This is a genomic window from Kribbella sp. CA-247076 (genome assembly GCF_050942445.1).
Lineage (GTDB): Bacteria > Actinomycetota > Actinomycetes > Propionibacteriales > Kribbellaceae > Kribbella.
Genome location: NZ_CP192051.1, coordinates 4617810 through 4640789 on the forward strand (window position 1 = coordinate 4617810; position 22980 = coordinate 4640789).

Sequence of the window (22980 nt, forward strand, 5' to 3'; positions counted from 1 at the left end):
TTGGCAAGAGTTCATTGCCACGTTGGAACATTCTGGATGAATCCGCTGATCAGTCGATATACCAACCTCTGACAACGTTGGCTCGCTCTACGTAACAGGCCTCAGGCGGGAAGTTCCCCGGTTCGTCACACGCCGCGTCACACGGCGACCGTCTTCCATCGAGTACGACGGCCGCACCGGGCGGCCGCGAAATCAGTGATTCCCAGGGGGAGACATGACGAACACGACGGTGGACTTCGAGGCGATCAAGGACAAGCAGCGGGCCGGCTGGCAGACGGGTGACTACCCGCGGGTCGGCAACACCCTGCAGATCATCGCCGAGCTCCTGGTCGAGGCCGCCGACGTCCGTGCCGGGCAGCGGGTGCTCGACGTCGCCTGCGGTCAGGGCAACGCCGCGATGGCGGCCGCCCGCCGGTTCGCGGAGGCGACCGGGGTGGACTACGCGCCGAACCTGCTGGAGCAGGGGCGGGAACGCGCCGCGGCGGAGCATCTGCCGGTGACGTTCACCGAGGGTGACGCGGAGGACCTGCCGGTTCCGGACACGTCGTTCGACCTCGTCTGCAGCACGGTCGGCGTGATGTTCGCGCCGAACCACCAGAAGGCCGCCGACGAGCTCGTGCGGGTGACGGCACCGGGCGGCAAGATCGCGCTGGCGTGCTGGACGCCGGCCGGCATGATCGGCCAGCTGTTCAAGACCGTGTCGAAGTGGGCGCCGCCGCCGGCCGGCGTACGGTCGCCGACGCTGTGGGGCACGGAGGACCACCTGTTCGAGCTGTTCGGTGACCGGGTCGAGTGGGTCGCGCTGAACCGGCGCGAGTACGTCTTCCGGTACTACTCGCCCGAACACTTCTCGGAGTGGTTCCGCGACTTCTACGGCCCGATCACCCGGCTCGCCGGGACGCTCGACGGCGAGGACCTGAAGCAGTTCGCCCGCGAACTGGCCGACGTACCGCGAGCCTTCGACCACGCCGACGACGGCACGATGGCCGCCCGCGCGGAGTACCTCGAAGCAGTAGGCATCCGCCGCTGACCGCGTGACACTGGCACCAACACCATTTGGCTGGTTGACCCACGAAATGCGGGGTTCTCCACCGTGGTCCCGGGTGGAGAACCCACAAGCCGACGGGTCAACCAGCCAAATGGGGGCGGACGGGGGTGGACGGCCGGCAGGTGCGGCGGGGTGCGTGCGGGGGCAGGTGCGGGCGGTGCGGCAGGGCTGAGGGGGCCGGGGGGCCGGCGAGGTGAGGGGGACGAGGGATGGTGGCGATTCGGTTGCTTGGGCGGCCGGTGGTCGAGCACGGCGGGGAGCTGGGGCGTCAGCCGCGGGGGCGGAAGGCCTGGGGGCTGCTCGGCTACGTGCTGCTGGCCGAGCGGCCGCCCAGCCGTCGGCGGCTGGCGGAGCTGTTCTTCGCCGACGCCGAGGACCCGCTGGGCGCGCTGCGCTGGACGCTGGCCGAGCTCCGGCGGGCGATCGGCGTACCGGAGCTGCTGACCGGTGACCCGGTGGTTGCCAGGCTCAACGGTACGGCGACCGTCGACGTGCTGGCGTTGACCGAGCCGGACTCACGGACCGACCGGGGATCGCCGACCGACCAGGGACCGCTGACCGACCGGGGAGCGTCGACCGACCGGGGATCGTTGACCGACCGTGAATCGCTGACCGGCCCGGAGGCGCTGCTTGGGTATGGCGGGGAGTTGCTCGAGGGGGTGGAGCTGGAGGGGTGTCCGGAGTTCGAGTCGTGGCTCCTGGTCGAGCGGCGCCGGGTGGCCGGCGCGATCGAGGCGCGGCTCCGGCAGAACGCGATCGCCCTGCTCGCCGCCGGGCAGCCGGGAGCGGCGATTCCCTTTGCCGCGAAGGCGGTCGAGATCAATCCGCACGAGCAGGGCAACCACGAGTTGCTGATCCGCAGCATGGCCACGTCAGGCGACCGGGTGAGCGCACTACGACAGGTCTCGATCTGCGAGGACCTGTTCCGGCGCGAGCTCGGCATCGGGGTGTCCGGCACGCTCCGGGAGGCCGCCGAGGTCGGGCCGAAGTCGGGTCCCCCGCTGAAGGGCCGGGCCGCCGCGGTCAGTCAGCTTCAGGCCGGCCGGGCGGCGATCGTGGCTGGTGCGGTCGATGCCGGCCTGCAGTGTCTGCGCCAGGCCGCGGCGCTGGCGGTCGAGTCCCACGACAAGACCCTGGAGGCGCGAGCGCTCGCCGCACTCGGCGGCGCGCTCGTGCACGCGATCCGCGGACACGACGAGGAAGGCGCGATCATCCTGCACGAGGCGCTCGCGGTCGCCGACGAGGCCGGTGAACGGGCGACCTCGGTGCTCGCCCTGCGTGAGCTGGGCTTCATCGAGGTCCAGGCCGGCCGGCGTCGGACCGGCGACGAGTGGCTCGCCAAGGCCCACGCCCTGGCCGAGACGGACGCGGAGCACGCCGCGATCCTGGGTGTCCGCGGGATGAACTCGTCGGACCGCGCCGACTATCCGGCCGCCTTCGAGCAGCTGGGCGAATCGGCCGAGCTCGCCGCCCGGTGTGGCGATCACCGGCAGCAGGCGTGGTCGCTGTCCCTCGTCGGACGGGCGCACCTGCTGCGCTCGGAGTACAGCCAAGCCGCGGCGGTCCTGGCCGAGACGCTCGGTCTGGTCCGGCAGGAGCGCTGGATCGCGTTCCTGCCGTGGCCGCAGGCACTCGCCGCCGAGCTCGACCTGTACGCCGGGAAGTTCGACACGTCGGCGGAGGGGTTCGAGCAGGCCTGGGCACTCGGCTGCCAGCTGAACGACCCTTGCTGGGAAGGGATGGCGGGCCGTGGGCTCGCGTTGCTGCATGCCGGGCGGGGTGACTATCCGGGTGCGACCGAGTGGCTCGACCTCGCCCTGACACGCGCGAGCCGCGAGCCGGATCGCTACCAGTGGGTGCACGCGCATGTGCTCGACACGGCCGTCGGTACGGCGCTCGATCGCGCCGACGGGCAACGCGCCCGGAACCTGGCGGAAAGTCTCTCCTCGCTCGCCGCTCGCTGCGACCTGCGAGAGCTGCAGGTGCACGCCCAGGTGCACCTCGGACGGCTCGGCGATTCCCGGGCTGCCGCGGCCGCACGCTCGCTGAGCGCCGACATCGACAACCCGGCCCTGCGCGCGCTGGCTCAGTCGTAGGCGGCGTCGATCAGCAGCTCGGAGCTGCGGCCGGGCTCGTTGAGTACGGCGCGGATCACGTGCCGCTGGTCCCACCGGCCACTCGCCCACGCCAGCGCCTTGGCCAGACCGTCGAACGTCGCGGCATGCGGCGCGCCCTGGTGATCCACCCACCACGACACCTCGACGCCGTCGACAGTGAGCTCCTCATGCTCCCACCACGTCGGCGGCACCTCCGGGACGAGCTCGAGCACGATCGCCGGTACGTCGGCCGCCGTCCCCTCGTCGTCAATGGTGCCTTGGGCAACTTCATGCGCCAGTGGTACGTCGAACAGGTCGCTCAGCCCATCCGCGGCCGCACCGGACGCGACCACGAAACCGCCGAGATCCGTGCGCTGCAACCACATCGGGCCGTCCACGACCACCGCGTCGTCGATGTCGGTGACGCGGGTGAGACCGTCGTCGGCGAGGACGCGCACCTGTGCCGGGGCGTCGCCCGGGAACAGGGGCAGGGTGCCGAGCCGGCTCCACAATCGCAAGATCGCGCTCTCGTCCACCTCGCGTTCCGGGTCCGCGAGCCGCTCCAGCAGCAGACTGATGCCGTCGGCATCGAGATCGCCGACCTCGCGGACCAGACCGACCGCCGTCCGGACCTCGGGGTCGAGCCGTGCGGTCCAGCCCGGGGCCTCGTCGAGGAAGCTCGCGAGCACCGGGTCGGCGTCCGGATCGGCCCGGCCGGCCAGCGGTTCGCCGTCCTCGAGCAGCACCCGTTCGCGGATCCACCAGGCCGAGTACGACGGGACGCCGAGCGGCCGGTCGTCCGGGCCGACGACGCGCACCTGGGTGACCAGAGCCCGCCGGAGCTCGGGTGACGACCCGAACAGTTCGAGGACTCGCGGCCAGGCGTCGTCGGTGATCCAGTCGAGATCACGGATCGCGGTCAGCTCACCGACCGTGGCGCCGTACCGGGATCCGTCCGGGGCGACGTCGTCCGCCCAGTCCTCGATGCCGTCGAGGTCTCCGAGGGACTCGGGCAGCTCGTCCAGCGCCACGTCCGCGGCGGTGACGACGCCGAGGGTCGCGAGGACACCGACCGCCTCCAGCGCAGGAAGCCCGTAGCGGTCGAGCAGGGCACGGTCGACCGGCGCGACCTCGTCCTCGTCGAGGAGCTGCTCGGCCTCGGAGCCGGGGACGACGAGCGCGTTCGCCGGGACCAGTTCGCCGTCGGCGTCGCGGAGGGCGAGGTCGGCGAGCCACCACAGGCTGTCCGCCTGCGACGGATCTGCGGCGATCAGGCTCAGGACCGCGTGCGCGATCGCATCCGGGTCGTCGGCCTCGAGCGAGTGCTCGACGGCCGTGCGTACGGCGCTGTCCTCGAGCAACGTCCGCGGGGTCGCCGGGAGTGCACCGAGGCGTTCGAGGGCCGGGTCGACGGCGTCCGGGTGGACCACGCGGACGCCGTACTCGCCGAACTCCTTGAGGACGTCGACCGGAAGCTCCGGACCCGGCAGGAGCAGGCCGCGGACGCCGCGGACAAGCCGGCCGTCGGCGAGCGGGACGGGCAGCGTGCCGAGGGATTCCCGCAGCAGCGCGTCCGTCACCATGCCGGTGAGCGAGGCGTAGAGGCCTCGCCACCAGCCGGGGGACTCGTTCGTGGGGAGTTGGTCGATCACCTCGGCCAACTCGAGCCTCCGGACCCCGAGCGTGTCGAGCGCGGTCCGGACCTGCAGGCTCGACCGGATCAGTCCGGGGACGATCGGCGCGAGCACCTCGATGAAAGCGTCGTCCGCACCCTCGACCACGACGGCATCCCGCGGCCGGATGATCGTGCCGTCCTCCACGGCCCTGAGGATCGGGGTCGTGGGCAGCACGGCGACGATCTCGTCCCGGATCGACCGATCCAGCGCCCCCGCCGCCAGGCCGGTCGGCACGAGCCGCAGTACGTCGTCCCCGTCCTCGACCCGCTGCCGCAGCAGCTCGGCGTACGCACTCGCCGCTTCGCGCGTCAACCGGTCGGTCAACGGCCCCGCCGCCACGTGCCGCCGGGTCGGGTCCAGCGGGAAAGTTGCCAACAGCAACGCTTGGACGCTGAGCGCCTCATCGGTAGGCGTCGGCGCCTGCACCACGCCCGGTAGTTCGACCGCCGGATCGCGAGGGAGCGCCCAGACGACCGACCAGTGCGGACGGGATCGTTCCTCTGTGGGGCGGTCGGAGAGCAGTCCTTCCCGCTCGTGCTCGTCGAAGGTGCCGCCGGTGCGGTGGACGTGCCAGCGGGAGTCGGCGTCCTCGATGACACGCCGGCCGTCGGGGGTCTCGATCTCGAGGCGCGCGAGGCCAGGCAAGGCGAGCAGCAGCGCATCACCGGCCTGGTCGAGCAGACGCCGGACGAGCGCGGCCGCGGCCTCGTCGCGCAGCGGCAGGATGACCGCGGTGTCGTACCCCGCCGGCGGCTCCCCCTCGGCCTCGAACGGCAGCCGCAACACCGGCACCTGCCCGTCCCGGCGCCGTACCTCGGTCGCGAGCCCGGCGGACCCGAGCTCCGCGATCGCGGCCGCGGTGTCGGCCTTGGAGAACCGCACCCCACCGGTCCGGGACAGGATCACCGGCTCGTCGGTGATCGCGAGGACGGCGGAGAACCCGACACCGAAGCGCCCGACCGTGGCCTCGTCGCGCTTGGCCGACGCCCGGAGCGTGGCCAGCGACTCGACCCCCTCGGCGGACAACGGCGTCCCGGTGTTCGCGACCACCAGCGTGCTTCCCCGAAACGAGAAGTGCACGCGCCCGGGCACACCCGCGCGAGCGGCCGCGTCCGCGGCGTTCTGGGCCAGCTCGACGACCACCCGGTCGGCGTACCCACCGAGCGCCAGGTCCTCCTCGGCGTTCGCGTCCTCGCGGAACCGCACCGGCGCCGCCGCCCAGCCGGCCAGCACCCGCTCCCGAATCCCCGCCGTCCCGAACCTGTCGTCAGTCACGCCGTGCAGTATGCCAACAGAAGGCGCGGCTATCGTGGTCCGGTGATCGCACCCGGCAGCCGGTACGTCGCCCTCGGCAGCTCGTTCGCCGCGGGCCCAGGAATCGACCCGATCGTGGACCGGGCCGCCGGCCGATCCGGCAACAACTACCCGCACCTGGTCGCCGCCGAGCTCGGCCTCGACCTCACCGACGTGACCTACTCCGGCGCGACCACCGCGAACCTGCTCGACACCCCGCAGGACGACGCCCCACCGCAACTCGACGCGGTCGCGCCGGACACCGTACTCGTGACGATCACTGCCGGAGGCAACGATCTCGAGTACGTCGGCACGTTCGTCCGCGGCAGCCTGCTGAACACGCTCGCCAAGCCCGCGACCTTGCTCGGTCGCCGGGTCGCGAACCGGATCCGCGCGCGGGTCAGCTACCTCAAGGACGACGCCGCGTACGAGGCCGTCACCGCCTCCCTCGTCACCGTCGTCGAGCGTGTCCGCGAACGAGCTCCGGAAGCACGCGTCGTACTCGTCGACTACCTGACCCTGGTTGGACCGGCCACCCGGCCGCGGCTCGACGTACCGCTGAACGAAGAGCAACTGCCCAGCGTGGCGATGATGGCCGACGGCCTCGCCGCCGCGTTCGCCAAGGCGGCCGCCACCACGGGCGCGGACCTCGTCACCTCCTCGGCCGCGAGCCGCGAGCACGCGATCGGCTCTGCCGAGCCGTGGACGACCGGCTTCTCCCTCCGGCCGCCGGTGCTGGGAGGTGTCGTCCCCTACCACCCGACCGCGGCCGGGATGCGAGCGGTCGCCGACCTGATCGTCCGGACGCTGAAAACGTAGTCTCGGAGCATGGAGGTGCGGTACGCGACCGAGACGGACGTCGACGCGGCGGTCCGCACCCTGACCCGTGCGTTCGAGGACTACCCGATGACCCGGATGGGCCTCGACCCCGATAACTACCTCGACCGGTTGACGCAGTACCAGCGGCTATTCCTCACGCAGATCGGCCTGCAGCACGGTCGCGTCTGGGTCACCGCGGACGTCAGCGGCGTCGCGGTCTGGACGACGCCGGCCACTCCCCCCGACGCGTTCGCGCCGCATGCGGAGGCGTTCAAGGAGCTGGCCGGGTCGCGGGCCGGGCTGGCGACGGAGTACGAGCAGGCGATGGGGATCTTCCGACCGCAGTCACCCGTCTGGTTCCTGGCGCTCGTCGGCGTCGACCCCGACCGTCAGCAGCAGGGGCTCGGCCGAGCGGTCATCAGTCCCGGTCTGGCGGCCGCCGACGCCGAGCACTCCCCCGCCTTCGTGGAGACCCAGGAGCCCGCCAACCTCACCTTCTACGAATCGCTCGGCTTCACAGTCGTCGCCGAACTCGAACTACCCCACCGCGGCCCGATCCACTACGCCCTGTACCGCCCGGCGCACTAACGCGCCGTGACGACCCGCAGCCAACGGCGGGCGACCGACACGTGCGGCACGCAGTCGGCTGCCGTGCGTGACTTCCGTCCACGACGGGGCTGCTTGGGCGGGAGTGTCGACTTGCTGTCGCCGAAGTGGCTGAGCGAGACCATCAGGTTCAGCGGTTCCATCCGTCCGTCCTCCGGTTTCCGGACACCTCTGGCGGGTGCCTCTACCCGAACGTCGGAGCTGATCCCGGTTTCTTGACATGCCACTCACAGGCGCAGCGGAAGTCCGAACTCGGCGGGTACGCCGGAGCTGTAGGCGACGTGGTCCGGCGACCGATTCAGTCCGGTGAGCCCGACCGACGCCAGCAGGCCGTGGTCGTCGAAGGTGACCAACTCGGCGGTCTGCAGAACCCACGGTGGGTGATGATTCGGGAGGTACCAGGTGCGGCCGGCGCGGGCGATGTGCAGGCCCCAGCGGGCGGTGAGGAAGTGCTCGAGCGGACCGGCGTCCAGGCTCTCGCCAACTCGTACGCCGATCCTGGACGACGCCCGTACGCCGGGGTGCCGAAGGATCGACGTGTAGGTGTGCTGGTTGCCGTCGGCACTGTGGGTCATCGCGGCCCAGCGGTATGGCAGGCCGAAGACGGACCGGGCAGCGCCCACGACGGCGAGCCGGTCGGTGTCCAGGCTGAGGAAGACGACTCCACGCCGGCCGGACCGGTCCACGGAGTACAGGCGGATGTTCGTCTCCAGGAACGAACCGAAGTACGGGACGGCCGGGCCGTGCGGGAGCCCGGTGCCGACCATGCGGAACGGGACGAGGCCGACGTACGTGCGTCCTTCGAAGGTGTCCGGCCGGACGCCGGGTGGGAAGAAGTGCGCGACCGTGGACGGATCCACCGCCCAGTGGAGGAACGTCAGCTCCCGCCAGCCCTGCCGCAGGATCCGCGGTCGCCGCAGCGGCGGCGCCTCCGGCCAGCTCGTGTCCACCCGATCAGTCGGCGCTCGGCCGGACCTCGCAGGTGGGGCGGCCGTCGTTCAGTTCGCAGACGATGTACGCCGTACCGTCCGGCCCGTCGCCCGCACTCCAGGGCATCGTGGTGTCACCGCTCAGGAGCGCGTCCAGGGTCTGCAGCTCGGGATCGCGCATCTCGGCATGGTGCCGGTAGCCGGCGGCACCCAGGGCCAGCGCGACCGCCATCCCGAGCAGGTTCACCTCGGTCGGCTGGTCCGGCGCGACCGAACCATCCGCCGGCTCGAGCCTGATCCCGTGCTCCGGGACCTCGACGATCCGCGCGACGTACCTGCCAGCTGTCATGGCATCGAGCGTAAACCCGGTCCTGGAGGTCCCGGACCGCGGGACCTCCAGGACGCAGATCAGGAGGAGAAGGCGGCGTCGAAGGAGGCGCTCGGCGGGTCGAAGGCGAGCGAGCGGACGAACTGGAGCGCCTCGGCGGCGCCGACCAGACGGTCCATGCCGGCGTCCTCCCACTCGACCGAGATCGGCCCGGTGTAACCGATCGTGTTCAGCATCCGGAAGCACGCCTCCCACGGGACGTCGCCGTGGCCGGTGGACACGAAGTCCCAGCCGCGGCGCGGATCACCCCAGGCGAGGTGCGAGCCCATCCGCCCGTTGCGGCCGTTGCCGACCTGCCGCTTCGCGTCCTTGCAGTCGACGTGGTAGATCCGGTCCTTGAAGTCCCAGAGGAAGCCGACCGGGTCGAGATCCTGCCAGACGAAGTGCGACGGGTCCCAGTTGAGCCCGAAGGCCGGCCGGTGCCCGATCGCGTCCAGGGTCGCGGTGGTCGACCAGTAGTCGTAGGCGATCTCGGACGGGTGCACCTCGTGCGCGAACCGGACGCCGATTTCGTCGAACACGTCCAGGATGGGGTTCCACCGGTCGGCGAAGTCGCGGTACCCGGCCTCGATCATGGCCGGCGGCACCGGCGGGAACATCGCGACCGTCTTCCAGATCGACGAGCCGGTGAAGCCGACCACCACGTCGACCCCGAGCGCGCGGGCGGCCCGTGCGGTCGTCGTCATCTCCTCGGCGGCCCGCTGCCGGACGCCCTCGGCGTCACCGTCGCCCCAGATGTGCGCCGGCAGGATCGCCTGGTGACGCGCGTCGATCGGGTCGTCGCAGACGGCCTGGCCGAGCAGGTGGTTGGAGATCGTCCACACCTTCAGGTTGTGCTTCTCCAGGATGTCCAGCCGGTCGCGGACGTACGCGTCGTCCTCGGCCGCCCGCCGGACGTCGAGATGGTCGCCCCAGCAGGCGATCTCCAGTCCCTCGTAGCCCCAGGACGACGCCAGCCGTGCCACCTCCTCGAACGGCAGGTCGGCCCACTGGCCGGTGAACAGGGTGATCGGTCGAGCCATGTCCTCTACTCCTTCGTCGAACCGGTTCTCGGTACTGCGTCCAGCCGGGGCGAGCTGGGGATGCGGGATGTCCCCCGGCGGCGCCTGGAGCGCGCGGGGCGGCGCCGGGGGGTCCCCGCCGGCCGTGGAAGATCACGCGCTGCCGGGTGCCCCGGTCGGGGCCGAACCAGCCGGGGGCGCGGCAGGTGACAGAAAGCGATCTCCCACGGCGACGTCATCAGGCCGACCTGGCCCTCAGGTCCTGGCCAACGGCGGTGAGCAGGGTCCGGGCGGGTACGTCGCGGACCGTCCGGACCTTCGCCAGGAACAGATTGAGCGCGACCGCCGCCACGACCTGCTGGTTCCGGCGGACCGCACGTTCCGCCAGGCCCAGCTGGACCTTCAGCACCGTGGCGGTTGCCAACGGCACCGTTCCTGCGACCCGGTAGCGCTCCACCAGCTTGATCGCCTCCGGGTACGACGCGACCACGGTGAACGGCACCGCCGTCGTCGACCTGTTGCCGGCGGCATCAGCCGCGACGGCTGTCAGGGTGTGCGTCCCGAGACCGAGGACCGTGCCGTCGAGTGATCCGGCCAACGGCTTGCCGTCGACCGTGAGCTTCACCCCGGCCGGTCCCGACAACGCGTCCGTGACCTGGGCCGACACCGGCCGCACCGACGCCACCCCGAGCGACCCGCCGCTCGCGAGACCGCTGACCACCGCGACCGGCGCCGTACGGTCGATCTTCACCGTCACCGACTCGGGTGGCGAGACGTTCCCGGCGGTGTCGCTCGCGCGCACGGAGATCGTGTGCGTGCCGTCCGCCGACAGCGTGACCGGCGCGGTGTACTCGGACCAGGAGCCGTCTCCGACCTTCTGTTCCAGATACACCTGCCCGGACTGGTCGTCCGTCGCCATCGCCGTAGCGATCACCGGGTCGGTCCACCACCCGTCGAGACCCGAGGGCGTCGACGGGTTCAGCGACAGGTTGACCGACGGCGCGACCGTGTCCCGGACCAGCTTGAAGTAGTCGAACCGGGCCGTCTTCGACGCCACCTGGTCGGCCCCGAAGGCGTACACCCCGAACGACGCCGACCCGAGCGCCGGGTTGGTCACCGCCGGCAGCGCGGTCCACGCCATGCCGTCGGCACTGTAGGAACCGGTGAACGTCGACCCGGTCTTCGCCAGCCGCAGGTACCACACGCCCTGCGTCGCCGCGGCGTTCGGCGCCGGATCGACGACCGCGTCCGCGACCTCACTGCGCAACTCCAGCCCGCGCGTCACCGGCGATCCCGGTGCGTTCGTGGTCAGGTAGTCGAGCTTCACGTAGTTCGCGTCGTCGGCGTACACCATCAGCCCGGCCTGCTGGTAGCGCTCGTCGAAGGCGGACGCGTCCACCTTCGTCTCGATCGTCCAGTCACCGTCCGGCGCGGGCTGCAGCATCAGGTTCTTCGGGTTCGTGTTGCCACCCTGGTAGATGTCGCCGTTGCCGGTGTCGATCTCCAGCACGTCACCGGCCACCCGGTACGCCGCCGGATCGGGCCGGACGACGTCCGACCACCGGCACGCGTCCAGCGTCGTACCCGCGAACTCGTCGTCCGGAGCCGGCTGCTCGGCACTGTCGTCCGGGGTGATCGTGAAGTAGTCGAACGACGCCGTGATCGGCAACGCCTCGGGCCGGTTGGTCAGCCCGAACAGTCCGATCCGCGGGTTCGCGATCCCGGCCAGCTGCTTGGTCTCCGGCATCTGGGCGAACGTCGCGCCGTCCGCGCTGTACGCCGCCGTCAGGTTCGTACCGTCCGAGGTGAAGCGCACCCACACGGTGTCCGGGTACGACGCTCCCAGGGCGGCCGTGTTCGACCCGGCCACCTCGTTCGGTACGCCGGCTTCCTCGCGGATGAACTGGAAGATCCGGTCGGCCGCCGACGGCGCACCGGTCGACCGTCCCTGGACGACCATCTTGGCGTAGTTGTCGTCGTCGCCGTAAACGATCAACCCGGCCTGCTGGTAGGCCAGCCGGGCCGGCAGCGTGACCTTCGTGGTCGCCTGCCACGGGCCGGATGGCAGCGGCTGCAGCACGATGTTCGGCGTGCCCGAGTTCCCGGTGCCGTAGATGTCGGTCGCCGTCAACGGGACCGACAACTTGCCGTCGGCAACCGCCAGCTCCTGGTTGCCCCGGACGACGGCGGACCAGCGTTCGGTGTCGAGCGCGGTCCCGTCGAAGCCGTCGGACCGGCCGGTCAGGCAGGTCGGCAACGCCGGCGAGTCGACCGTGATCGTCGTCTTCGCGGTCCCGGTGGCACCCCGGGCGTCGGTCACCGTGACGGTCGCCGCGAACGTGCCGGCCGTCGTGTAGGTGTGGTTCACCGACGCCCCGGTCGCGGTCGCTCCGTCACCGAAGCTCCAGGCGTAGCTCAACGGCAGATCGCCCTCGGCATCGATCGCCGCCGCGCTGAACTCGACCGCCAACGGCGCCTTGCCCTGGGTCACCGAGGGGGTCGCCGTCACCGCCGGCCGCTGGTTCTCCGTGACGCCCTTGCCGATGAACTTCACCCAGTTGACGTTCAGCTGCCCGGTCGTCTTCACGAAGTACAGCGGACCGCTGTCCAGCGACGCGCCACTGACCGCCGCCGTGAAGTCGCCGTACGTCTGCCAGGCTCCGGTCGGCGACACCTGGATGGTGGCCACGACCGGACCGTCGGTCGGCGATCCCTGCCGGACCTGCACGGTCGCGCCGGCCTCGGGCGAGGCGGCCCGCAACTGGATCTCGTCGATGTTGGTCAGGTTGGTCGGCTTCCAGCCCCACCAGTCGCCGTCCTCGATCCAGCCGATGTTCTTCCCGCCGCCGGCGACGTCCCCGGTGTCCTCGACCTGTACGCCGGGTGCGGATCCCGGACCGCCCGTCTCGTCGAAGTACTCCGCCTCACGGGTCTTCGGTTGCAGTTGGACGACCTTTTGCGTGGTGATTCTGCCGGTCCCCGGCGCGCCCTTGTCCGTGTAGGTCACGGTGACGATGCCGAAGATGTTCGCGCCGACGTGACCGTCGTCGCCCGGCAGCGGGAAGGTCCCCTCGCAGCCGTGGTACTGCTCGTAGCCGTGCGCGTGCTCGTCATGACCGAGCGCGGGCTGGGTGATCACGTCGTCGCAGTCGACCACGCCGTCCTCGGGATCGGTGACCGTCACCTGGTAGCGGATGGTGTCGCCGAAGTCGAAGAACCCGCCGTCGACCGGTGCCTGCACGGTGATCGTCGGTGCGGTGTTCCCGGCCGTGATGGTCCGGTTCGACACCGCGGTCCGGCCGTCCGGATCCGACACCGTCAACCGGGCGGTGAACACGCCGGGGGTCGTGTAGGTGTACGACGGCTTGGTCTCGGTGCTGTCCGTCGTACCGTTCCCGTCGAAGTCCCAGGCGAGCGTGATCGGCTGCCCGTCGGGATCCCGCGAGCCGGTCGAGTCGAAGGCGACCGTCAGTGGCACCGGACCGGACGTCTTGTCGGTGCTGAACTGCGCGATCGGCGCCCGATTCCCTTGGACGTAGTCGATCCGGTAGATCCCCGAGTCGGCGTTGTTCCCGCCGAACCCACTCCCCCACTCGATCACGTACAACGCGCCGTCCGGCCCGAACTGGAGTGCGTGCGGCCGGATGAAGCTCAGCTTCTGCAGCATCCGGGACACGTCCACGACGCCGTCGCGGTCGTCGTTCACCTGCACCGAGAACAGCCGGCTGTCGTTCCAGTCCGCGAACACCGCCTTGCCGTCGAAGTACGCCGGCCACTTGCGGTCCGACGTACTGTCGGCGTCGTACCGGTAGGCGCCGCTCGTCATCGGCGCGCCGCTGCCGCCGATCTCCGGTACGCCGGTCGTCGACTTCCCCATCCACAATGTCGCGGGGATCGCACCCGGCAGCTGGGTGATGCCGGTGTTGTTCGGCGACTCGTTGACAGGCGCGTTGCAGTTGAACGTCGCACCCGACGTCCCGGTCGCGAAGTTGTGGTCGTTGTACGGCGTGTTGTTGCCGACGCAGTACGGCCAGCCGTAGAAGCCGGGCTTGTCGACGATGTCCCACTCGACCCGGCCGTCCGGGCCACGCGTCGGTGAGACCGTGCCCGCGTCCGGCCCGTAGTCCGCGACGAACAGGTGGTCGGTGGTCGGGTCGATCCCGATCCGGAACGGGTTCCGGAAGCCCATCGCGAAGATCTCCGGGCGGGTCTTCGCGGTGCTGGCCGGGAACAGGTTGCCGGCCGGGATCGTGTACGAGCCGTCCGGCTCCGGGTGGATCCGGAGGATCTTGCCGTTGAGGTTGTTGCTGTTGGCCGCACTCCGCTGCGCGTCCCAGGCCGCGCGGCCCGGCCGCTCGTCGATCGGCGTGTAGCCGTCGGAGTCGAACGGGTTGCTGTTGTCTCCGGTGGCGACGTACAGGTTGCCCTGGCCGTCGAACTCGAGCGCGCCGCCCGCGTGGCAGCACTGGTCGCGTTGGGTGTCGATCCGCAGGACCTGCTGCTCACTCGCGAGGTCGAGCGTGTCGCCGGTGACCGTGAACCGCGAGACCCGGTCGAAGGGCTCGGTGCCGGCCGGCGAGTAGTAGAGGAACACGTGACCGTTCGAGGCGAAGTCCGGGTCGAGCGCGATCCCGAGCAGGCCGAACTCCTGACCGGTGTACACGTTCAGCGTGCCGGCGGTGACGACCGAGCCGTCCGTCTTGACGATCTTCACCGCGCCGTTGCGGTCGATATAGAACACCCGGCCGTCACCGGCGACCGCGAGCTCCATCGGGTTCGACGTGTCGTCGTCCAGCGTCACCTTCTGGTAGCTGTCGCTCAGCGAGGCACCGCAGTCCGCCGGCTCGACGCCGGCCGCCGTCCGGATCCCGCCCAGCAGCAGCTGCCGGAACGCCGGTTCGGCGTACGACGCGATCGTGTGCCCCATGCCCGTGTACCAGGCCCGGCCGCCGTCGTAGTCCTGGCACCAGGTGATCGGGTGCTCCGGCCCCATGTTTCCACCGGTGTACGACGACTCGTCGAGCGAGGCGAGCACGTGCACCTTGTCCCGCGGGTTGGTGCGGTAGTTGTACCACTCGTCCGTGCGCTGCCAGAGCGTCGGTGCGTCCGCCGTCGACGGGTGCGCGTGGTCTTCCACCTTGACCATGCCGGCCGGCGTCCCCGGTGGATGGCTGTCGAAGTACGAGCCGACGAGCTCGCCGTACCAGGGCCAGTCGTACTCGGTGTCGGAGGCCGCGTGCACGCCGGCGTACCCGCCGCCCGCGCGGATGTAGCGCTCGAACGCGGCCTGCTGGTCCGCGTTCAGGACGTCGCCGGTGGTCGACAGCCAGATGACCACCTCGTACTTGGCCAGCTCGGTGTCGTTGAACAGCGACGCGTCCTCGGTCGCGGTGACGGTGAAGCCGTTCGCCGCGGCGAGCTCGGTGATGGCCTGGATGCCGGCCGGGATCGAGTCGTGCCGGAAACCGGCGGTCTTGCTGAAGATCAGGGCGTTGAAGGTCTCGTCACCGTGGCCCGGGTGGGCCGTCGCCGGTGCGGGGGTCAACAAGGTCGCGAACAGGGCGAGCACGAGAGCGCACACGAGGGTGCCGTGCCGGCGTAGCTGGATCATGCGGAGCTCCTCATGGGTCGGACAAGGGCGCGCGCTCCATCACTACAAACTCCCGTGCTCTGCCCTGCGCGGGATGTACTGCTACCGGATCAACGGACGCCGAGCAGGTGCTCCATCGCCAGCTGGTCCAGCCTTTCGAACCCGAGACCGCGCTCGGCCAGCGCGTCCGGGTCGTACTTCGCGTTGCGGAGGTCGGCCAGGCTCTCACCCTCGGCCAGGGTGGGCTCGGCCAGCTCCGCGACCTTGGCCGCGGCGAGCGCCTCGGCCACCTCGGGGTCGGCACGGAACGCCCGCACCTTCTCCCGCAGGATCAGGTAGTTCCGCATGCAGCCGCGGGCGGTCTCCCAGACACCGTCCTCGTCCTCGGTCCGCGGCGGCTTGTAGTCGAAGTGGACGTACCCGTCGTACCCGGGCCGGCCGTCGGTGCCCTGCAGGACGTCGACGGTCCAGAACGCCTCGCGCAGGTTGCCCGCGCCGAAACGCAGGTCCTGGTCGAAGCGCGGACCGTGCTGCCCGTTGAGGTCGATGTGGTACAGCTTCCCGTGCCACAGCGCCTGGGCGATCCCGTGCGCGTAGTTCAGCCCGGCCATCTGCTCATGGCCGACCTCGGGGTTGATGCCGACCAGTTCCGGGTCGGCCAGGTCGTTGATGAACGCGATCGCGTGGCCGATCGACGGCAGCAGGATGTCGCCGCGCGGCTCGTTCGGCTTCGGCTCGATCGCGAACCGGAGGTCGTAACCCTGCTCACGCACGTAGGCGCAGAGCAGGTCCAGCGACTCCTTGTACCGGTCGAGCGCCGCGTTCACGTCCTTCGAACCGCCGGACTCGGCGCCCTCACGACCGCCCCAGAGCACGTACGTCGTCGCACCGAGCTCGGCCGCGAGGTCGACGTTGCGGAGCACCTTCGCCAGCGCGTACCGCCGGACCTGGCGGTCGTTGGCGGTCAGGCCGCCGTCCTTGAACACCGGGTGGGCGAACAGGTTGGTGGTCATCATCTCGACGCCCAGACCGGTGTCGGCCAGCGCCTTGGTGAACCGCTCGAGCACCTGACCGCGGGTCGTGTCGTCCGGCACCACGTCGTCGTCGTGGAACGTGACCGCGGCGGCCCCGAGCTCCGCGAGCTTCTCCACGGCGTGCACCGGGTCCATCGCCGGGCGGACCGCCGTACCGAAGACGTCGACGCCCTGCCAGCCGACGGTCCACAGACCGAAGGAGAACTTGTCGTCCTTGGTCGGGGTGTAGCTGTTCATCCAGGAATCTCCTGCCATTGTCGGGAGGTCGAGCTGGTCTCCACCGCGGCCAGCACACGCTGGACCCGCAGCCCGTCGGCGAACGACGGTGCCGGATCGGCTCCTTCGGCGATCGCGGTGACCAGGTCGACGGCTTGATGGGTGAACCCGTGCTCGTACCCGAGCAGGTGGCCGGGCGGCCACCACGCTCCGACGTACGGGTGGGCGGACTCGGTGGCGAGGATGCGGCGGAAGCCGGCCGTGGCCGCGTCGTCGGTCGCGTCGTAGAAGTGCAGGAGGTTCATGTCCTCGAAGTCGAACGCGAGGCTGCCCTGGCTGCCGTTGATCTCGATCCGGATCGCGTTCTTCCGCCCGGTCGCGAACCGGGTCGCCTCGAACACGCCGAGCGCGCCGGAGCCGAACCTCGCCAGGAACACCGCCGCGTCGTCGACCGTCACCGGTCCGCGGTCGGCACCCGCCGTACCGGCCAGGCCGGAGTGTTCGGCGGCGACCGGGCGCTCCTTCACGAAGGTCTCGAGCTGACCGCTCACCTCGGCGATGTGGTCGCCGGTGATGTACTGCGTCAGGTCGATGATGTGCGCGCCGATGTCGCCCAGCGCGCCGGAGCCGGCCTTCTCCTTGTCCAGCCGCCACGACAGCGGCGCCTCCGGATCGGCGATCCAGTCCTGCAGGTACTGCGCCCGGACGTGCCGGATCGTCCCGAGTCTGCCCTCGGCGACGAGCTGACGGGCCAGCCCGATCGCCGGCACCCGGCGGTAGGTGAACCCGACCATCGACCTGATCCCCTTGGCCGCCGCCGCCTCGGCCGCGGCCGTCATCGCCTCGGCCTCCTCGACCGTGTTGGCCAGCGGCTTCTCGCACAGCACGTGCTTGCCGGCCTCCAGTGCGGCGATCGCGATCTCGGCGTGGCTGTCCCCCGGCGTACAGACGTCGACCAGCTGGATGTCGTCGCGGCCGAGCAGCTTGCGCCAGTCGGTCTCGGTCTCCTTCCAGCCGAGCTTCGCCGCCGCGGCCGCGACCGCCTCGGGGTTGCGGCCGCAGAGCACGTTCATCGCCGGGTTCAGCGGCAGGTCGAAGAAGCGCGGCGCGCTCCGCCAGGCCTGCGAGTGGGCCGCGCCCATGAACGCGTAGCCGATCAGGCCGATGCCCAGGTCAGTCATAACTCTCCCTTAGCTCTCGAAGGCGGTGGGCAGGTACTGGTCCACGTTGTCCTTGGTCACCACCGGCGCGTACAGCTGGATCGTGCGGGGCACCTCGACCTCCACCAGGTCGGTGAGGGCCTTCTTCTGCACCAGCAGCCGGGCCAGCCGGACGCCGTCGGCGCCCTGCGTGGACGGGTAGATGACGGTGGCCTTCAGCAACGAGTTGCCGGACTTGATGTCGCGCATCACGTTCGCCGAGCCGGCCCCGCCGACCACGAAGAACTCCTTGCGGCCGGAGTTCTTGATCGCCGCCATCACGCCGACCCCCTGGTCGTCGTCGTGGTTCCAGATCGCGTCGATCTTCGGTGCCGCCTGCAGCAGGTTGGCCGCGGCCCGCTCACCGGACTCGACGGTGAACTCGGCGGCGACCCGGTTGCCCACCTTCAGCCCGCAGTCGGCCAGTGCCTCCTTGAAGCCCCGGCTGCGGTCCTGGGTCAGCGGCAGCGAGTCGATGCCGGCGATCTCGGCGACCACCGAGTTCGGCTTGTCCTTCAGCTGCTGGCAGACGTACGTCCCGGCGGAGCGGCCCATGCCGTAGTTGTCGCCGAGGATCGTGGTCCGGGCCGCGAACGGGCTGTCGAACTCCCGGTCCACGTTCACCACGGTGATCCCGGCCTCCATCGCCTTGACCGCCACCGGGGTGAGCGCCGCGCCGTCGAACGGCAGCAGCACGATCGCGTCCACCTTCTGGTTGATGAACGTCTCCACCTGGCTGATCTGCAGGTTCACATCGTTGGTGCCCTCGGCAACGATCAGCTCGACGTCGGAGTACTTCTTCGCCTCGGCCTGGGTGGCCTTGGTGATGGCGCCCATCCAGCCGTGGTCGGCGGCCGGCGCGGAGAACCCGATCCGGACCTTCTGGCCGGGCTCGTCGTTCTTACCGGCCGCGGCGCCCTGCGGCGCGGCGTTGTTGCCGTTGTTCTCCTCGGCCTCCGGGGTGTTGCTGGTGCAGGCGGCCAGCGCGAGCACGCTCAGGCCGGCGATGATCAGCGTGCGGGCGGAACGTGTGGACATCGTTGTCCTCCTTCTCATTGGCGGGTGGTGCGGGCCGCGAAGATGCGGTCGCCTCCGGCGAGGCGCTGCTGGAGAAGGACGGCGATCACGATGATCAGGCCCTTCGCCACCGACTGGGCGGAGATACTCAGGTTGTTCAGGGTGAAGACGTTGTTCAGGGTGGTGAAGATCAGTACGCCGAACACGGTGCCGACGATCGTCCCCCGGCCACCGGACAGCAGCGTGCCGCCGATGACCACGGCCGCGATCGCGTCCAGCTCGTACAGCCCGCCGTGGGTCGAGCTGCCGGTCGTCGTCCGGCCCATCAGCATCACCGCGGCGATCCCGCAGCACAGCCCGGCCAGGACGTACAGCGCGACCGTGTGCCGCTGGACCTTGATGCCGGCCAGCCGGGCGGCCTCGGCGTTCCCGCCGACCGCGAAGGTGCGGCGGCCGAACGTGGTCCGGTTGAGCACCACCCAGCCGGCCGCGGCGACCAGCAGGAAGATCCAGACCAGCACCGGGACGCCGATCAGCGAGCCGCCGAAGAAGTCCACGAACCCGTTGACCGAGATGATCTGCGTCTTCCGGTCGGAGATGATCTCGGCCAGACCACGCGCCGAGGCCAGCATGGCCAGGGTCGCGATGAACGGCACCACCTTGCCGTAGGCGATGAGCAGGCCGTTCACCAGCCCGGCGGCGGAGCCGACCAGCAGCGCGGTGGTGACCATCAGGATCCAGTGGAAGTCCTCGGCCAGCTGCTGCGTGGCCAGCGTGGTCGCCCAGACCGAGGCGAGCGCCACCATCGCACCGACCGACAGGTCGATCCCGCCGCCGGTGATGACGAACGTCATGCCGATACTGACCACGCCGATGACGGCCGCCAGCCGCAGAATGGTGAGCACGTTGGCCCCGGTGGCGAACGTGTCCCCGGCGGTGATCAGACCGACCAGGCACAGCAGGACGAGCGCGACCACCAGGCCCACGTTGCGTCCGAGTCCCGTCCTCAGCAGGTTGCTGCCGGACCGCGGTGCCGCCGGCGGCGTGACCGTCGCCTGCGTCGACGCGGTTTGTTCAGGTGGGCGTGCGATGTCCTCACTCACACGGCACTTCCTTCCATCACCAGGTCGAGCACCTGGTGCTCGTCGATGTCTTGCGCGGGTCCGCTGTACACGGCCCGTCCCTCCCGCAGTACGACGACCCGGTCGGCGAGGCCGAGCACTTCCTCGACCTCGCTGGAGACCAGCACGATCGCCACCCCGTTGGCGGCCAGCTTGTGGATCAGCGCGTAGATCTCGGACCGCGCGCCCACGTCGACGCCCCGGGTCGGTTCGTCGAGCAGCAGCACGCGGCAGTCCCGCAGCAGCCAGCGGGCCAGCACGACCTTCTGCTGGTTGCCGCCGGACAGGTTGCGCACCGGTCGTTCCACCCCGGCCGGGCGGACGTCCAGCGCCTTGGACAACTCGGTCGCCGCCTCCCGCTCGGCGCGGCCGTTCAGGAATCCGCCGCTGGCGAACCGCTGCATGGTCGACACCGTGATGTTCTTGTACACGGCCTCGTCCAGCAGCAGCGCCTGGCTCTTCCGCTCCTCCGGCGCCAGCCCGACGCCCGCCTTGACGGCCGCCTGCACCCGGCCGGGTCGCAGCGGCCTGCCGTCGACCTTGACCGACCCGGTCGCCGCGCGGCGAGCGCCGTACACGGTCTCGAGTACTTCGGAACGCCCGGAGCCCACGAGACCGGCGAGGCCGAGGATCTCACCGGCGCGGACGGTGAACCCGATCCCGGCGAACTCGCCCGGCCGGGTCAGGTCGTCCACCTCCAGTACGACCGGCGCCGTACTGAGGATCTCCCGGCGGGGCGGGAAGACGTACTCGATCGAGCGGCCGGTCATCAGCCGGATGAGCTCCTTGGTCGGCGTCTCCCGGGCGTTCAATCCGGTGGCGACGGTGGCGCCGTCCTTCAGCACGGTGACGCGGTCGCCGATCTGGCGGATCTCCTCGAGCCGGTGCGAGATGTAGACCACCGCGACCCCGCGGGACGTCAGGTCCCGGATCACCCGGAACAGGTTCGCGACCTCTTCCGGGTCGAGGACCGCGGACGGCTCGTCCATCACGATCAGCCGCGCGTCCCGCGACAGCGCCCGCGCCATGCTGACCACCTGCTGCCCGGCGGCCGGGAGCGAGCCGACCGTGCGGTGCGTCGGGATCTCTGCGTGGCCGAGCCCCTTGAGGATCTCGCGGGCCCGGGTGGTCGCCTCGTGCCGCCGGCTGAACCCGAACCGGGCCGGCTCGTGACCGAGGAAGATGTTCTCGGCGACGCTCAGCTCGGGGACCAGGTCGAGCTCCTGGTAGATCGCCGCGATGCCGCGCTGGATCGCGTCCGTCGGGCTGTTGAACTGCACCTGCTCGCCGTTGATCTCGATCGTGCCGGCGTCGGGCTGGTGCGCACCGGTCAGCACCCGGATCAGCGTGGACTTGCCGGCGCCGTTCTGGCCGAGCAGGCAGTGCACCTCGCCGGCGCGCACGTCCAGGTCGACCCCGTCGAGCGCCCGCACCCCGGGGAACTGCTTCACGATGCCGGTCATGGTCAAGAGGTCGGTCATTGCGCTACTCCGGTTTCGGCGCGGCCGATCAGCGTCGGGTCGACGAAGACCTGGTCGAGCGAGATCTGCGCGCCGCCGCGGACCGCCGCGGTGAAGCCGAGCTCCGAGCGGACGACGCGGCAGCCGCCACCGTCCGGGGCGATCACGCGGTCGCGGATCGCCGTCTCCAGCGGTTCCTTCAGCCACGGCCCGAGGACGGCGAAGTAGCCGCCGAGCACGAGCACGTCCGGGTTCAGGATGTTCACCAGGATCGCTCCCCCAATCCCCAGCCAGGTTCCGACGTCCGTCAGCGCGGTCAGCGTCCGCGGCTCCCCCGCCTCGGCCCGCGCGGTGATCTCGGCCAGCCGGCGTTCGACGTCCAGCGACGGATCGCGGACGGGATCGTTCCCATCCGTTGCCTTGTGCAACAGCGCAGTCAGGCCGACGACGGTCTCCCAGCAGCCGGTCCGGCCGCAGCCACAGGTCCGGCCCGCGGGCGCGACCGGCATGTGCCCGACCTCGCCGCTGTAGCCGCGGCCACCGCGGAGCAGGTGCCCGTTGGACACCATTCCGCCGCCGACACCGACGGCCCCAGTGAGCAGCACGAGGTCCTGGACGGCCTCCACCTTCCGCAGCTCCGAGTACGCCGCGAGTGCCGCGAGGTTCGCCTCGTTGTCGACATGCAGCGGGTACGACGGCTCACCCAGCCGCTCACGCATCTCCTGGATCACCGGGACCTCGCCCCAGCCCAGGTTCGGCGCCAGCTTCAGCTCGCCGGTGTCGCCCTGCACCAGACCCGGTACGGCGAGCGTCACGCCGGCGACCTGGCCGCCTCGGGCGTCCACGGCCGCCACCGCCTCGCGAATCAGGCCGGCCAGCCGGTCGAGCGTCGTACCCGGGTCGAGGTGGGCGACGTCGAGCGGGACGCGCCGCTCGATCACGGTATCGCCGGCCAGGTCGAGGGCGGTGACCGCGAGGTAGTCGACGTTGATCTCGGCACCGACCCCGCAGACACCGCTGCCGTCGAGCTCGACGAGCTGCCCGGGGCGGCCGAGCGCGCGGGTGGCGTCGGCCGAGCCCTCCCGGAGCAGTCCGCGCTCGACCAGCTCGGCGACCAGGCTGCTGACGGTCGCCTTGTTCAGGCCGGTGTCGGCGGCGATCCGGGCCCGCGACCGGGGACCGAGGTCGCGGACGTGCCGCAGGACGACGGAGAGGTTGTTCCGGCGCAACGAGACGTGGTCGGCGGCGACGGCGCGGCTGCCCGGACGGCTGCTTCCGCTCAACGTCATGCGACCCCCACCTCCGGCCCGATGTGACTCCGGTCACAGACTTTGTCTGTTGAGGCAACAAACTAAGTACGACGATGAGGTGGCGTCAAGACGTCGTGCGAAAGTTTTCGCCGACGCTAGCGGGCAAACGCTCTCTTTGGCCAGAGTTCGGCGTGGCTCCGGAACTTGCGTGATATCCGTTCAACTCTTGCGAGTGTT

At 70.6% G+C, this 22980-nt stretch carries 16 protein-coding genes; 4 read left to right on the forward strand and 12 right to left on the reverse strand.

Features of this window, described 5'->3' with window-relative positions; genetic code table 11:
- Positions 1–214 precede the first annotated feature (214 nt).
- Together ACQPYZ_RS21760 and ACQPYZ_RS21765 are read left to right on the forward strand one after the other, a co-directional pair.
- Complete coding sequence (locus ACQPYZ_RS21760) at positions 215–1030, forward strand: class I SAM-dependent methyltransferase (RefSeq protein ID WP_433158935.1); 816 nt, start codon at positions 215–217, stop codon at positions 1028–1030.
- A 227-nt stretch (positions 1031–1257) separates the two neighbouring features.
- On the forward strand, positions 1258–3144 hold the full coding sequence (locus ACQPYZ_RS21765) for a BTAD domain-containing putative transcriptional regulator (protein ID WP_433158938.1): 1887 nt from the start codon (positions 1258–1260) through the stop codon (positions 3142–3144).
- Here the strand turns inward: ACQPYZ_RS21765 and ACQPYZ_RS21770 are convergent.
- Positions 3135–6095, reverse strand: a complete 2961-nt coding sequence (locus ACQPYZ_RS21770) for a sacsin N-terminal ATP-binding-like domain-containing protein (RefSeq protein ID WP_433158941.1) — start codon at positions 6093–6095, stop codon at positions 3135–3137. The genes ACQPYZ_RS21765 and ACQPYZ_RS21770 overlap by 10 nt on opposite strands.
- Positions 6096–6137: 42 nt before the next feature.
- Here ACQPYZ_RS21770 and ACQPYZ_RS21775 point away from each other — a divergent pair, with 42 nt between their 5' ends.
- Together ACQPYZ_RS21775 and ACQPYZ_RS21780 are read left to right on the forward strand one after the other, a co-directional pair.
- Positions 6138–6932, forward strand: coding sequence for an SGNH/GDSL hydrolase family protein (locus ACQPYZ_RS21775; protein WP_433158943.1), 795 nt, complete (start codon positions 6138–6140; stop codon positions 6930–6932).
- Positions 6933–6941: 9 nt separating this feature from the next.
- Entirely contained in the window at positions 6942–7520 is a 579-nt protein-coding gene (locus ACQPYZ_RS21780) for a GNAT family N-acetyltransferase (protein WP_433158946.1), read from the forward strand.
- Here ACQPYZ_RS21780 and ACQPYZ_RS21785 read toward each other — a convergent pair.
- From ACQPYZ_RS21785 to ACQPYZ_RS21835, 11 genes are all read right to left on the reverse strand, one after another.
- Complete coding sequence (locus ACQPYZ_RS21785; protein WP_433158949.1) at positions 7517–7681, reverse strand: hypothetical protein; 165 nt, start codon at positions 7679–7681, stop codon at positions 7517–7519. The genes ACQPYZ_RS21780 and ACQPYZ_RS21785 overlap by 4 nt on opposite strands.
- 84 nt (positions 7682–7765) lie before the next feature.
- Entirely contained in the window at positions 7766–8488 is a 723-nt protein-coding gene (locus tag ACQPYZ_RS21790) for a YqjF family protein (protein WP_433158951.1), read from the reverse strand.
- Positions 8489–8492: 4 nt separating this feature from the next.
- Positions 8493–8816, reverse strand: coding sequence for a hypothetical protein (locus tag ACQPYZ_RS21795; RefSeq protein ID WP_433158954.1), 324 nt, complete (start codon positions 8814–8816; stop codon positions 8493–8495).
- A 59-nt stretch (positions 8817–8875) separates the two neighbouring features.
- Complete coding sequence (locus ACQPYZ_RS21800; RefSeq protein ID WP_433158956.1) at positions 8876–9877, reverse strand: sugar phosphate isomerase/epimerase family protein; 1002 nt, start codon at positions 9875–9877, stop codon at positions 8876–8878.
- A 217-nt stretch (positions 9878–10094) separates the two neighbouring features.
- A complete protein-coding gene (locus ACQPYZ_RS21805; protein WP_433158958.1) occupies positions 10095–15467 on the reverse strand; it encodes a ThuA domain-containing protein in 5373 nt (1790 codons plus the stop codon).
- A gap of 89 nt (positions 15468–15556) precedes the next feature.
- A complete protein-coding gene (xylA, locus tag ACQPYZ_RS21810; protein WP_433158960.1) occupies positions 15557–16717 on the reverse strand; it encodes a xylose isomerase in 1161 nt (386 codons plus the stop codon).
- The gene (locus ACQPYZ_RS21815) at positions 16714–17877 is read right to left on the reverse strand and encodes a Gfo/Idh/MocA family protein (protein WP_433158962.1); all 1164 of its coding nucleotides are present in this window, start codon (positions 17875–17877) and stop codon (positions 16714–16716) included. The genes xylA and ACQPYZ_RS21815 overlap by 4 nt, the downstream gene beginning before the upstream one ends.
- A gap of 9 nt (positions 17878–17886) precedes the next feature.
- Complete coding sequence (locus ACQPYZ_RS21820) at positions 17887–18933, reverse strand: substrate-binding domain-containing protein (protein ID WP_433158965.1); 1047 nt, start codon at positions 18931–18933, stop codon at positions 17887–17889.
- 14 nt (positions 18934–18947) lie between these two features.
- Positions 18948–20015, reverse strand: coding sequence for an ABC transporter permease (locus ACQPYZ_RS21825; protein WP_433158968.1), 1068 nt, complete (start codon positions 20013–20015; stop codon positions 18948–18950).
- Positions 20012–21514 (reverse strand): sugar ABC transporter ATP-binding protein, encoded by a 1503-nt coding sequence (locus tag ACQPYZ_RS21830; RefSeq protein WP_433158971.1) that lies wholly within the window; start codon positions 21512–21514, stop codon positions 20012–20014. The genes ACQPYZ_RS21825 and ACQPYZ_RS21830 overlap by 4 nt, the downstream gene beginning before the upstream one ends.
- Complete coding sequence (locus tag ACQPYZ_RS21835; RefSeq protein WP_433158973.1) at positions 21511–22782, reverse strand: ROK family protein; 1272 nt, start codon at positions 22780–22782, stop codon at positions 21511–21513. Before ACQPYZ_RS21835 ends, ACQPYZ_RS21830 begins: the two co-directional genes overlap by 4 nt.
- Between the last annotated feature and the right edge of the window lie 198 nt (positions 22783–22980).

Excerpts from the sequence above, each read along its gene's own strand:
- ACQPYZ_RS21795 (WP_433158954.1), bottom strand. The coding sequence starts at position 8,816 with ATGACAGCTGGCAGGTACGTCGCGCGGATCGTCGAGGTCCCGGAGCAC.
- ACQPYZ_RS21815 (WP_433158962.1), bottom strand. The coding sequence starts at position 17,877 with ATGACTGACCTGGGCATCGGCCTGATCGGCTACGCGTTCATGGGCGCG.
- ACQPYZ_RS21760 (WP_433158935.1), top strand. The coding sequence starts at position 215 with ATGACGAACACGACGGTGGACTTCGAGGCGATCAAGGACAAGCAGCGG.
- ACQPYZ_RS21805 (WP_433158958.1), bottom strand. The coding sequence starts at position 15,467 with ATGATCCAGCTACGCCGGCACGGCACCCTCGTGTGCGCTCTCGTGCTC.
- ACQPYZ_RS21765 (WP_433158938.1), top strand. The coding sequence starts at position 1,258 with ATGGTGGCGATTCGGTTGCTTGGGCGGCCGGTGGTCGAGCACGGCGGG.
- ACQPYZ_RS21820 (WP_433158965.1), bottom strand. The coding sequence starts at position 18,933 with ATGTCCACACGTTCCGCCCGCACGCTGATCATCGCCGGCCTGAGCGTG.
- ACQPYZ_RS21800 (WP_433158956.1), bottom strand. The coding sequence starts at position 9,877 with ATGGCTCGACCGATCACCCTGTTCACCGGCCAGTGGGCCGACCTGCCG.
- ACQPYZ_RS21835 (WP_433158973.1), bottom strand. The coding sequence starts at position 22,782 with ATGACGTTGAGCGGAAGCAGCCGTCCGGGCAGCCGCGCCGTCGCCGCC.
- xylA (WP_433158960.1), bottom strand. The coding sequence starts at position 16,717 with ATGAACAGCTACACCCCGACCAAGGACGACAAGTTCTCCTTCGGTCTG.
- ACQPYZ_RS21830 (WP_433158971.1), bottom strand. The coding sequence starts at position 21,514 with ATGACCGACCTCTTGACCATGACCGGCATCGTGAAGCAGTTCCCCGGG.
- ACQPYZ_RS21780 (WP_433158946.1), top strand. The coding sequence starts at position 6,942 with ATGGAGGTGCGGTACGCGACCGAGACGGACGTCGACGCGGCGGTCCGC.
- ACQPYZ_RS21785 (WP_433158949.1), bottom strand. The coding sequence starts at position 7,681 with ATGGAACCGCTGAACCTGATGGTCTCGCTCAGCCACTTCGGCGACAGC.